This is a genomic window from Paraburkholderia sp. J10-1 (assembly GCF_905220165.1).
Lineage (GTDB): Bacteria > Pseudomonadota > Gammaproteobacteria > Burkholderiales > Burkholderiaceae > Paraburkholderia.
In genome coordinates this window covers 50,211-62,630 of the sequence record NZ_CAJMYW010000018.1, presented here as the reverse complement: position 1 = coordinate 62,630, position 12,420 = coordinate 50,211, and the positions used below count along the sequence as shown (strand labels likewise).

At 60.6% G+C, this 12,420-nt stretch carries 10 protein-coding genes and 1 pseudogene; 5 read left to right on the top strand and 6 right to left on the bottom strand.

The features are described 5' to 3' along the window. Positions 1 to 5: 5 nt before the first annotated feature. The 3 genes from U5A65_RS34285 (at position 6) to U5A65_RS34275 (ending at position 3,420) form a co-directional block, all read left to right on the top strand. Positions 6 to 815 carry a MetQ/NlpA family ABC transporter substrate-binding protein gene (locus U5A65_RS34285; protein ID WP_415766147.1) on the top strand — a complete coding sequence of 270 codons (810 nt, stop codon included), beginning with the start codon at positions 6 to 8 and terminating at the stop codon, positions 813 to 815. A gap of 57 nt (positions 816 to 872) precedes the next feature. Further along, positions 873 to 2,102, top strand: coding sequence for a porin (locus U5A65_RS34280; protein WP_321949062.1), 1,230 nt, complete (start codon positions 873 to 875; stop codon positions 2,100 to 2,102). 142 nt (positions 2,103 to 2,244) lie between these two features. After that, complete coding sequence (locus tag U5A65_RS34275; protein ID WP_321915780.1) at positions 2,245 to 3,420, top strand: fumarylacetoacetate hydrolase family protein; 1,176 nt, start codon at positions 2,245 to 2,247, stop codon at positions 3,418 to 3,420. A 113-nt stretch (positions 3,421 to 3,533) separates the two neighbouring features. Here the strand turns inward: U5A65_RS34275 and U5A65_RS34270 are convergent, their stop codons facing one another. From U5A65_RS34270 to U5A65_RS34260, 3 genes are all read right to left on the bottom strand, one after another. Further along, on the bottom strand, positions 3,534 to 4,538 hold the full coding sequence (locus tag U5A65_RS34270; protein WP_321949061.1) for a YncE family protein: 1,005 nt from the start codon (positions 4,536 to 4,538) through the stop codon (positions 3,534 to 3,536). A 44-nt stretch (positions 4,539 to 4,582) separates the two neighbouring features. Continuing rightward, complete coding sequence (locus U5A65_RS34265) at positions 4,583 to 5,824, bottom strand: MFS transporter (RefSeq protein ID WP_321949060.1); 1,242 nt, start codon at positions 5,822 to 5,824, stop codon at positions 4,583 to 4,585. A gap of 374 nt (positions 5,825 to 6,198) precedes the next feature. After that, a complete protein-coding gene (locus tag U5A65_RS34260; protein WP_321949059.1) occupies positions 6,199 to 7,812 on the bottom strand; it encodes a hypothetical protein in 1,614 nt (537 codons plus the stop codon). A gap of 58 nt (positions 7,813 to 7,870) precedes the next feature. Here U5A65_RS34260 and U5A65_RS34255 point away from each other — a divergent pair, with 58 nt between their 5' ends. Continuing rightward, a complete protein-coding gene (locus tag U5A65_RS34255) occupies positions 7,871 to 8,479 on the top strand; it encodes a hypothetical protein (protein ID WP_321949058.1) in 609 nt (202 codons plus the stop codon). A gap of 21 nt (positions 8,480 to 8,500) precedes the next feature. Here the strand turns inward: U5A65_RS34255 and U5A65_RS34250 are convergent, their stop codons facing one another. Then, positions 8,501 to 10,270: a sulfate permease gene (locus tag U5A65_RS34250; protein WP_321949057.1), complete on the bottom strand. Its 1,770-nt coding sequence runs from the start codon at positions 10,268 to 10,270 to the stop codon at positions 8,501 to 8,503. A 331-nt stretch (positions 10,271 to 10,601) separates the two neighbouring features. Next, positions 10,602 to 10,742: pseudogene (locus U5A65_RS34245) on the bottom strand (DUF2950 family protein); the annotation flags it as partial. A gap of 287 nt (positions 10,743 to 11,029) precedes the next feature. Here U5A65_RS34245 and U5A65_RS34240 point away from each other — a divergent pair. Then, on the top strand, positions 11,030 to 11,503 hold the full coding sequence (locus tag U5A65_RS34240; protein WP_321915774.1) for a hypothetical protein: 474 nt from the start codon (positions 11,030 to 11,032) through the stop codon (positions 11,501 to 11,503). 300 nt (positions 11,504 to 11,803) lie between these two features. Here U5A65_RS34240 and U5A65_RS34235 read toward each other — a convergent pair whose 3' ends face one another. Continuing rightward, entirely contained in the window at positions 11,804 to 12,052 is a 249-nt protein-coding gene (locus U5A65_RS34235) for a pentapeptide MXKDX repeat protein (RefSeq protein ID WP_321939560.1), read from the bottom strand. Between the last annotated feature and the right edge of the window lie 368 nt (positions 12,053 to 12,420).

Genomic DNA, 12,420 nt, shown 5'->3' with positions numbered 1-12,420 from the left:
TAGTTATCCAAATAGTATTTTCCACTATCGCACTGTTTGCGCTGCAATTGCCGGTTGTGCACGCTGCCGACAATGCCGCTCACGTGTTGCGCGTCGGCTTCGTGCCCGGCCCATACGCCGACGAATTCCGCGAAGGCGTCGAGCCGCAGCTCAAACGCAAGGGTTACACCGTTCAGTATGTCAACTTCAGCACCGGTCTCGAAGCAAATCAGGCGGTTTGGCACGGCGAGATCGCGGCGGACGTGATGCAGCACAACGTCTATCTGAAGGCATACAACGACCGGAACGGCACCGATCTCGTCGGCGTCGTACAAGTGCCGACACCGCCTATGGGCCTCTACTCGACCCGCCATCGTTCGCTCTCCGAGGTGAAAGCCGGCGCAACGGTCGCCGTGCCGAACGACCCCGTCAACCTCGAACGCGCGCTCAAGATTCTCCAGTCGATCGGCTGGATCCGCATTCGCGAGAATCCCAATCCTGTCGATGTCTCCGAGCGTGACGTGGTCGCCAATCCTGCTGGCATCCGTATCGTCCCGCTCGAAACCGCACAGGCGCCGCGCGCCCTCGAGGACGTCGATTTCGCGGCGATCCAGGGCAACTTCGCCATTTCCAGCGGGCACCGTTTGACCGAGGCGCTGGCGCTCGAGCAAATGCGCTCGCCTTACGTGAATCAGGTGGTCGTCAAATCGGCGAACCGCAACTCACCGGAGACCGCCGATATCGTCGCGGCCTATCGGTCGGAAGAGTTCCGTGCCGCGATCCTGCGCAATGAGGCCTACAAAGGCTATCGCCTGCCCGATTACTTCCCGCACTAACGCATTCCAGATTGCCGCTGTCTAGTCTCGACCACGTTTTAAAACAAGACCCCAACCATGAAAAGAACACTTCTCGCGCTCACTACCATCGCACTATCACCCGCCGCAGCCTACGCTCAGAGCAGCGTGACGCTCTACGGTATCGTCACGGGCAACGTGACGTACACGAACAACGTTCAAACAGCGGCAACGGCCGCCGGTGGCAAACCCACCGGGGGCGGCCAGGTCGCCCAGTTCGACAGCGGCACCTCGGGCCCGAGTTCGAGCCGCTGGGGCCTGAAAGGCACCGAAGATCTGGGCGGCAGCGTGAAGACGTTGTTCGTGCTCGAAAGCGGCTTTAGCGTGAGCAATGGCACGCTCGGCCAGGGCGGCACCCTGTTCGGCCGTCAGGCATGGGTCGGGCTCACCGCGCCGAACTACGGCACCGCATCGCTTGGGCGTCAGTCCGACGCCGCGGTGGATTACGTGTCCCCGCTGCTCTATGCGTGGTACTTCGGCAATCTCGCGATCCATCCGGCCGACTACGACAACCTCAACTTCACGCACCGCATCAATAACGCGATCAAATACAGTTCGGACTCCTTTGGTGGATTCCGGTTTGGCGCGTTATACAGCCTGGGCGGGATTGCCGGCAACTTCACGCAGAACCAGTACTGGTCCACGGGCTTCAGCTATACCGGACCGAGCGTTGCGATCGCCGCGTCGATCATCAACGCGCGCAATCCGAACAACTCGCTCTATGGCACGAATGCGAACGCGAGCGCCACGGGCAACAATCTCGGCTCGGCCGGTTCCGCCACGAGCCCGGCATCGAATCCGTCCATCTCGGGATTCGCCTCCGCGCGCACGCAGCAAACGGTCGCCGTGGCCTCGACCTGGACCATCGGCTCGGCCATCCTGGGCCTCGCCTGGTCCAACACGCAATACCGCGATCTCGGCGCTACGGCCTCGCTCAACACGCAGAACTACCACGGCATGGCCTCGTTCAGCACGGTGGGCGCGAGCGTGCGTTATCAGGTCACGCCGTTCCTGCGCGTGGGCACGTCGTTCGATTACACGAATGGCGGCAACCTGAACGGCAGTGGCGGCGCGCGCTATGAGCAGTGGAACCTGGGCGCCGGCTACTCGCTCTCGAAGGCCACCGAACTGTACGCAACGGCCGCGTACCAGCACGCAAGCGGCGTGGACTCGTGGGGCCGCCAAGCGGTCGCGGACATCGGCTACCTGTCGCCCTCGACAACGTCGAATCAGGTTGCGGTGTCTGCGGGTATCAAGCACCTGTTCTAACGCGCAACGCGAGCCGCCGTTCAGCCGATTCGAGGGCGCCGGCTCGCTCGTCCATCCTGTTGGATAATGAGGCGTTCGTTTGGACGCGCACGCTCATCCGCCCTACGATGCGTGTCGCCACTCTCACTCCGGAACGCCTGCCATGTCCTCAACATCCGCTTATCTTCCGCACGATCTCGACAATGCGCTACTCGTCGGCCGCGTCTGGCGGCCCACACCAGAGGGCGACGGCCCCTGCGTCGTCGTCGTGCGCGGCGGCATGGTCTTCGATATTTCGCAGATTGCCCCCACCACGGCCGACTTGTTCGAGTACGACGATCTGCTCGATGTCGTGCGGCATACGCCCGGCGAGCCGCTCGGCACGGTTGATGCCTTGCTCGAACACAGCCTCGCGGGCGATCGCCCCGACGATCGCCCTTCGCTGCTCGCGCCGTGTGACCTGCAGGCCATCAAGGCTTGCGGTGTGACGTTCGCCGTGAGTCTTCTGGAGCGCGTTATCGAGGAACAGGCCGGCGGCGATCCTGCCAAAGCGCAGGACGTGCGCGCGGAAATCACGAAGCTGATCGGCGCCGATCTTTCGAAGATCAAGCCCGGCTCCGCGGCCGCGATCAAACTGAAGGAAGCGCTTCAGCGCCGCGGCGCGTGGTCGCAATACATGGAAGTCGGTATCGGCCCGGATGCCGAGGTGTTCTCGAAGTCCCAGCCAATGTCTGCCGTAGGCTTTGGCGCCGATATTGGCCTGCATCCCGCCTCTGCGTGGAATAACCCCGAACCCGAAATCGTGCTCGCGGTGAACAGCCGCGGCGAGGTGGTCGGGGCGACGCTCGGCAACGACGTCAATCTGCGCGATATCGAAGGCCGCTCCGCTCTGCTGCTCGGCAAATGCAAGGACAACAACGGCTCGTGCGCCATTGGGCCGTTCATTCGTTTATTCGACGAAACGTTCACGCTCGACTCGGTTCGCGCCACCAGCGTCTCGCTGCGCGTGGAAGGTGCGGACGACGGCTTTCTGCTCGAAGGCGTGAGTCATATGCAGGAAATCAGCCGCGATCCGCTCGATCTCGTTTCGCAGGCGTGGGGCCGGCACCATCAGTACCCGGACGGTTTCATGCTGTTCCTCGGCACGATGTTCTCGCCGATCAAGGACCGCGACGCGCCCGGCGGCGGCTTCACCCATCACCTTGGCGACCGCGTCACGATCAGTGCGCCGCCGCTTGGCGGCATCGTCAACACCGTGCGGCTCTGCACGGAAATCGAACCGTGGACGTTCGGTGTGCGGGCGCTTTACGCCAATCTCGCCGAGCGCGGTCTTTTTTAAGGTTCTTCGTGGATTTGCGGGGAGATCGGTTGCGGGCAGGCGGTAGTCGGCCCGAATCGGCCAGTTGGAAAAGATTGGGCAACGTCGTGTTCAACGACGTGAGACACCGAAGCTCATCGGGGCGCCATGATGCGCAGCACAGGATGCCCGTCGACGTCCTTCAGCGGATACCAGGACCGATGCGTCTGCGCATCGACAGTCACAACATGTGCGTTCGGGCCGACCCTGCCGTCGCCGATCCTCGTCACGCGGGTCGCGCCCACACGGAACATTGACACGACGCCCGCCTCGCCGGCCACGTATGCCACGTGCAATACGGGATCGAACGCCAGCACATCCGGATCGCCGCCGACGTCGTACGCCTCGACAACCTTCATCGTGCGCATGTCGAGCACAAGCAGGCGATCGTTGTCCTCACAGGCGATCAGTGCGAGGCGTGATTCCGGAATGAGCAGCAGTCCGTGATTGCCTTTCGCGCCCGGGAGCTCAATACGCGCAACAACCGTGTTGCTGGCCGGGTCTATCTCCACCAGTTGGCGACGTGTCTGTACGTTGACGAAGATGTGCCGGGAGACCGGGTCGTATTGCGAATTGCCCACTTCACCGTCGAGCGGAATCGTCGCAATACGGCGGTTGCCCGGGACATCGATCACCGTCTCCGTTTCTCCTGTCTCATCGGATACGAAGAGTCTGCGCGTATCGGGCGCGTACGCCATGCCGTCCGGATAGACGCCACCGGGCGCCCGTGCGGCGATCTTCAGTGTGCGCTCGTCGATCGCGACAATCTCGTTCGTGCCGGTCGCCGAAGCGAACACGCGGGACAGTTCGGGAACCGCCAACACGCCGTGCACGGCGGAGATGCCGGGAATACGCCCGACGACGCGCGATGCGAGTGTGTCAAATACGACGACTTCGCTGTCTCCCAGATGCGCGATGAACAGCAGATGCCTGCCGGGGTCGTAGCTTTCATAATCGAATCGTGACGCGCGCCCTGGCAGCGGCACATCCTCGATGTGCTGCAGTGGCAGGTTGCCGCTCGCCGCGTCATCCGCGCCATCCGCACCATGCGCAATACGGCCGGCGCAGCTTCCGGCTGCAATCGCGGCCGCGAACAACATGCTGATGAGCGGCGCAACGAGGCGATGACCCGCGTGCCCGCCGATCACGATGATCCTCCGTCCGGCCTGATATGACGGAAAACTGCGAGCACCGCGAGATCGTAGGCAATCTTGAGCGTGCCGCACGCTATGAGTGGTGCGCCGAGCCAGCCGGCGCCGAGCAGCCCGCCGGCGATCGTTGGCGCGATAGCCGCCGCGAGGCTACGCGGCACTGCCGTGAAGCTTGCCGCGGCCGGTCGTTCGGCTGGCGTCACGACGGCCATCACGTAAGCACTGCGGGTCGGCACATCGAGTTGCGACAGCGCACTGCGTACCAGCAGCAACACGAGGGTCAGCGGCAGCGAATGCGTGAAGGCGGCAGCGATCAGGCACACGCTCGAGGGAATGTGGGTGAACACCATTGTGTTGAGCAGGCCGATCCGGCGGGCAATCGGCGCAGCCGCCAGTTGCGAGCCGGCACTGAGCAGCCCCGACCAGAAAAAGAACTGCCCAGCGTGGGCGAGAGACAGACCAAAGCGCTGGATAAGCCACAGCGTCAGCAGTGAGTTCACGAGCAGCCCACCTGCAAACGCGTCGATGCTGAACAGCAGCGCGAGGCGTGTGACGATCCCGCGTGACGGCCCGAGCGGCGCCCGGACCGCCGCCGTGTGTGCCTGACGCTTCGGCAGGCGGAGGTATAGCAGAAATACAGCGATGCCCGTTATCGCGTAGAGGATGAACATCCCGCGCATGGCGAGGAGCGCGGAAACCCTGGAATGCGCCGCCATCCACTCCGGGAGCCCGGAGAGCAGCGCGCCCAGTGCAGCCGACAGCCCGCCCACGAGGCTGTAGCGGGCGAAAAGCGCAGTCCGGGCGTCGCCAGTCGCGGACTCGGCGAGCCGTGCGTGCTCAAGCGGCAGGAACAGGCTGACGTCACCCGAACTCGGATTGAGCGTGCCGACGAACGCGACCACGAGCAACGGCCATAGTGACGACAGGAATCCAAACGCAAGACCGGTTGCTGCCATCAGGGCGGCAGCGAAAAGCAGCAGCGCGCGTTGCGGATAACGGCTACCTAGCAGGCCGACCACAATCGTCGCAACGGCCGAGCCCAAAAGCGTGGAAGTGCCGATCAGGCCCACCGTGAGCTTCCCGAAGCCAAGCGACAGAAGATACGCTGGCAGCAGCACGGCGACGAAACCGTCACAGATCCCGCGCAAGCTCCTTGCCGCAAGCAGCAGCCATGCACCCCGGTCCACGCCCGCAGGCCGGAGCCGGATCGAAAGTGGCGCCCTGGCTGGAGTCATGGCAGTACCCGGGTTGTCGTCTCGACGTTACACCACGCGCGGGCATCCTGCCCGCGTGCTTCAGGCCTGCGCGCGCGACAGCATTGCCGCCTGAAGTCTCATTGCAGCGTTATCCCAGTTGATGACGCTGCACAGCGGGTTGACGCACGCCGCTTCAACATGTAAAGCGCCATCTGGCCACGCGTGTATCCGGGCACGTGCGCCGTCGTCGTGCTCATGGGCGCCCCCTCGTATTGCTGCCCTTTTCACTGGCTGCGGAAAGCTCGCGCAGCAGGTTTGCTGAGGGTTCATGTAGATGAGGCTAGTTGTATGTAGCGTCATCTACAAGTTAACTCTGCGCACGAGCGTCAGATCGGGACCATTCACGGTCCGCGTCAATGGCTCGCAGCGTCCGCAGCGCGTTTAGCCAAGGCAAAAGCATCACTAGCGGAGGCGGGAGCCTTGAGCCGATACATCTCCTCAAGTCTGGCGTGAAGTGCAGCAGCATCAAAGCGCTTGTCGGCCTGAACCAGATTTCCTACGCTCGTGAGTTCCCCAGTCAACAACACGTAGAATCGAAGTTCATCCAGTGAGTCCCAGCATTCACACACCGTCTGCAGCGCTTTCAGGTGAAGGCCAGAAAGATAGTCAAATGCCTCATGCGGTTGAAAGCTGATGGAAACCGTGTTCGTTACGTCAAGAGGCGACAACGTGCCGGCCTGAATAATCAAGTACAACGTAATCGCTGCTGCGGTCACGGAATGCACTGACCGGCAATCGATATCCGAAGCAATAGCATATGCTTGCGAAAACTTCTCACGATGCGATAAAAACCACGATACCGCGACGCGATATTCTCCTCCGTCGTTCATCCTCGCGCGCAATCCCTCTTCAACAAGGTCGGCGTACTCTGAGTCGCTGAGAAAGCAAAGCGCGTCGTAGACTGCATAGTTTGAAGGCGGTGTTTCCACGCAGAAATTAAGCAGGCGTTCCGTCGCGACCCACGACATCCTGAATTCCGTTGCGAGCGATAGAAGAAACGCGCCACCTTCAACTGTTGGTACCGGGTGCCCCCTTTCCATGGAGCGGCCCACCGTGGCACATTCGACGGCCTTCGCAACATTCCCCAATCCAAGGAACGCTAGAGCACAGCGCAACTCGGACTCAGCGGTTCTGACTTTTACGCGTTCCAGTAGCCCTTCAGCTTCTTTGAAGCGATGCATGAAAAGTTCGCTTGTCGCGAGGTCGACAATGTCTTGGTCAGAACGTAGCAAGGTCCAGCATTTCTTCGCCAATCCGAGAATTGACGCCGCGAGAAGGACACCCGACGCTGCAATCATGGCCTCTTTGGTGAAACCACTGGGCCACTCACGAACGATGTCAAGCAAACTCCCAGGAGAGACTAACTTATGCCCGGAGTTCGTTACGGCTTCGAACATCGATTGCGTATCGTGGTCGAAACCTGCGTAAGCTATCGAGAGCGTGGCAACTTGTATCAGCGCGATTAGCGGAACGACGACTCTGGGATCCCACCTTGACCTCATGAGCTGATTCGTCGCGGCCTTTAGCGAGAGTAGCAACTTAATCTGGAAAAGGGTCGCGTAAAGCAGGAGCGCGGTTGCTAGCGCAAGGGTAGCGAAATCAGGCGGGAGTGCGCGCGGCCGCAGCAAGATGAGCGAAGCGAAAATGAGAAAGAATACAAACGGTTCAACGAGCCACGAGATTGAATGGTAGTTCTTCGTGGCTATGAAGCGTCCTTCGGAAGGGAGGCTGAATTTCTCCCACGTCAGGACCGCAATATGCAAAGGCCAAACCAGGCCCTGACACAGCGCTGCGACGACGTCCAATGCCGTCATCAACACCCGCCGGCGCAATTGTTCCCATTCGGTTCCTTCAGCTGCTTGATACACCCTCGCCATCTCGGCACGACTGGATCGCGTGTCGCGAACGAGAATTACGTACGCAATTCGAAATCCGATTACCGCGTAGACAATGACGGCAAGCAACATCTTGATCTCCCCCACAATCAATTGCGTCCAAGCACCCCTCCACAACCGTGACCACTACATGTTTGATGCCATCGGCGATTTTGGTGATCGCGTCACCCGCCGCACCAATAGCCTCGACGAGATCCTTCAGCATCCTGATATTGATTTCCATCGCGGGCTCCTTGTTGTTGCTCTTGTGCAGCGCAGGCAGCGCGGGCCTTTCACGAAAGATAGGACGGGAGCAGCGGGAGTCAAGGAAATGACAGGCTTTGCTGGGGTGCGAATCCGTCGCGGGGCGTACAGGGAGTATCGCGTGATTGACGGTACCTCGACGCAACGATGCAGTTCCGCAACGCCCCGCCTCCCGTCACTGGAAAGCGAAGTCAGGCACCTGTGGCGCGCGGGCGAAAGGCTCGGCCCCCATCCTGGCGCTTGTGTAGGCATCGACGAATTTGTACGAGCCAAGGTCGGTCAGCTATTGCTTCTCAAACCGTCCTGCGGCCGATACTCGCAGCCGTTGGTGGACGGCGAATGTTGTCGAGTGGCGGCTTACGGCGAAGTTGGCGCGCGCGTACAGTCGGCCAGTTCCGGCCGTTCATCAACACTGGGGCTTTGCCATTCAAATGTCTCTCCGGCCCAACGAGCAGTCGTTCAACCCGGTTTCCAGGTGATACATGCTTCAGATTAGCCTTGATCCGCCGCACCCGAATCAATTCATTTTTTTCCCAACCGGGTCCGCCACCGCGGTCTTGATGTCGAGTTCGTGCATATACGTCCCAATCAGGTCATCCACCGAAACGCGGCGGCCGATATCGTCAACCTGCTGCTCCAGTCCTTCCGCGCGAAGCATATCGCGCACGCTGCCATGAGCGGCAACGATCCGCAGGATCCCTCCCGCTTCGGAGAGCTCAGCATGCAGGGTAGCGAGCATCCGGGCTCCGGCGATATCAACCGCCGGAGAATTGGACAGATCGACTATCACCAGCTCGACCGCGCCCGTTGCCGCCCGGATTGTCTCCCGTACCGCTGCCCGTACATGGTCCGTGTTGAAGTAAACCAGCGAAGCCTCAACTCGGAAAATGAGAACACCAGGTATCCGCTCATTGTCGGGATGACGCTCGATATCCGAGTATCGGTGTGTTCCTGGAATGCGTCCGAGCACCGCCACGTGCGGATGTGCTGCGCGCCGGATGAGCAATAGCATCGACGCGAGTACCGCGAAGATCACCCCTTTGAGAATGCCCAGCAGCAATACGGCAATGAAGGCGACCATCGACACCATAAACTCGTAGCGGCTGGCGTACCAGACGTGGCGCAATTCGCGAATGTCAACGAGGCCCTTGACCGCCACCAACACGACGGCCGCCAGAACAACGTTGGGCAGGTTGACCAGCAAACCTGTGAGGAACATCAGGCACAGGCCGATAGCAATCGACGCGAACACTAGCGCCAGCGGGGTCTTCGCGCCGGCCTTGTCGTTCACGGAGGACTGCGACAAACCACCCGCCACCGGGTACCCATGAAAGACGCCTACGGCGAGATTCGCCGCGCCGAGCGCCAATAGCTCCTGACGCGGGTCGATTTCATATCCGTGCTTCTGCGCGATAGCGCGTGCCGCCGATACGCTCTCCACGTACGACAACAGCAGACACGCGAACGCAAGCGGAACGATGCCATCGACGTCACGGACCCTGAGCGGCGGGAAATGAAAACCGGGCAATCCGCGCGGCAAATTTCCGACGACCGTGAACCCCATGCTGCCCAGTGGCGTCACCGACAGCAGCACGATGGAGAGCGCCACCACGAACAAGGCGACCGGGCGCCCAGGCAAGTATTTTTCGCCGAGCATCAGCAGGGCCAGCGCGCCAAGCCCGAACGCAAGCACGACAAGATGGGTGCCAGGAAGCTGCCCAACCAGAATCGCGACACGCTCATAGAACTGCTCACCGCCCCCTTTGACACCAAACAGCTTTGGCAATTGAGTCAGTGAGATCGTCAGCGCGGCTCCGGCCTTGAAGCCAAGCAGTATCGTTTCGCTGATGAAGTTCACAAGCGAACTGAGCCGCAGGAGCCACCCCAGCAGGCACATGGCGGCGATCAGTACCGCCGTCAATGCGGCAATGGACGCGAACCGTTCGGCATCGCCGCCGGCCATGTCCACGACCGTCACGCCGACGAGCATCGAGATTGCCGAAGTGGGTCCAATCGCCAGCTGGCGCGACGAACCGAACAGCGCGTAGAAGATCCCCCCCACCAGATAGCCATATATGCCGTATTGAGCCGGCAATCCAGCGAGCGTCGCGTAGGCTAGCGAGACAGGAATGCCGTAGGCAGCAAGCGTCACCCCGGCTACGAGATCGGAAGAAAGCCACCGCAGTTTGTAGTTCGTCAGCCATTGAGCCGGCGCCAAAATCGCACGCCAGCCTCTGGCGGTCGCCGCCCCGCTGGCGCTGACGGCAGCAACGTGCTCTTCGACCATTGCACCCTCCCTCCCGACGATGGGTCCGAATTGGCCTGTCCGGGATCCGCAACTCAAGTCGGACTACGACCGGCCATGAAGAGTCGGGCCTCTCTCAAGAATAGATGATCCAGATGTCCGACTCGTCATGGCTACCACGGCCGGGATGTGGAGCGCGTCGAGAGAAGTTCGACTTGTTTGGGACTGGCAGTCAGGTCATTGGCGTGCGCCGGTCTGAAAGGCGGTTCAGAGTTGGCTACGGCCGACCACGTTGGACGTTAGTCGGCGATGAAGCAACGCTCGCACAATTTGCGCACCGCATGCGAACGGATGACTCGCTATCGCGATCAGGCACCTTGCTCCAGCCTGGCCCCGGGCCGAACGTCTTTGTCGCCTCCGCTTTCGTGGCGCTGCCCGGCCCGAGGTCCCGTTCGTAGACCTGACCGGACTGGCGCACCATGAGCGTTTTGATGGCCGTCTCGCCGTACTTCACCTGGCAATGCGCCCTTGTGCTTGCGCAGGAAGTCGCTCATGTCCACCCTTCCCTGCGCTCGGTTGCACGCCTTGGCGTTTACGCCTAGTGGCATGAAATACGAAAAAATTGTCGTAAAAAGATAAAACGCGGGTTACGTGATCCCCTACAGTTCCACCCGCATTCTGTTTTTGTAACAAGATGTAAATGGGTTCGCTTCAGCGGTTGGTCACTGTGCCGCGTGGCACCATTTTATAAATGGCCGTAGAGGCCAACCTGTTTATTCTGTATGTGTAGGAGACCGAAGTATGAAGAGAATAATCATAACTGCTATTGCTGGCGCGACCGTCCTGATGTCCGGCTGTGCATCGATTGTTGGTGGGACGCAGCAAACTCTTTCTGTCGATGCGCATAAAGGCGCGGATACCGTGACTGGCGCAACGTGCGAACTGAAAAACGATAAAGGCACGTGGTTCCTGACTACGCCGGGGACCGTGACGGTTCATCGTTCCGCCGACGCACTGAATGTCACTTGCAAGAAGGATGGCCTTGAACCCGCGACAAGCACCGTGAAATCATCCGTCAAAGGTTCAGCGTTCGGTAACATTCTCTTCGGCGGCATTGTCGGCGCGGCTATCGACACCGCGAACGGTTCGGCTTTCGATTATCCCGACCTCATAACGATGCTGTTCGGCAAATCGGATTCAGAGAAAGCTGGAATCAAGCAGGACGTCAAAGCTGACGTGAAGTCAGAAACGAAACCTGCCACCGCGACGAACTGATTTTGAGTGCCCCTTCGGCGGGGCTTCTTCCAACGCGCCGTCGCTGAAAACCGGGACAAGGTGAGGCGGTCGTCAATTCTCACTTGATCCGCGATGCGCAAGGATTTTATCGGCCAATTTATTCGTGGCCTTGTCAAGGCAAATCTGTACCGACTTCGTTCAACACGAGCGATACCTGGATCGGACGCAGTAGTCCTGAAAGCAGGCGTTGCTGCTGCGAATGCGCAATGGCCGAAACGGGTCGGCTTCGGGCGTTCGCGTAGGCCAGTAGTCGGCCAGGAGCGAACGCCTGGAAGGAGTTCACTTCACCTCGGGATTCTTGGTTCCATCTTCGGCCATGCCGCCATGGTCTATCGCATCTTCTTTCATCCCGTCTTTGGCCATGCTGTCGACACTCATCGCGTCTGATTCCGTTGCACTCTTTGCGGTGGTCTCCTGACTCGTCGCGTCTTCGGAATTCGCGTCGGTTGACGCACTATCAGCAGCGAAGGCGCCCGCAGCGGCGAACGACACGCAGCTGGCAAGAATGGTGGCAGTGAGCTTGTTCATGATGTGATCCCTCAGCGAACTGACGACGAAGCTGAAAATCTAGAGGAAAGTCGCTCGACGATGGGAACCCGGTCCTGCCGCGAACCCGTGGCGGGCATGGCACCTCCCGGCACTCTCGCTCGGCGACTGCCATGTCATTCTTTGCCTGGACGGATAGGAAAGGGAGTCGGCATGCACTCCAAACGGCCTGGGTAAAGTCCCCACATGCAAGCGAATCACTGGGGAGTGACGGTAAGTAGGGGCTGAAGGTCGCCCGGACGGTCCACCGACCACGGCAATAAGGCAATGGCCGCTGTACCTTCGAGAGGGGTCATCGCGGCAGCGGATGATCGAACGCCGGCAGTGGGTCTGACGTGCGCCGCAGACTC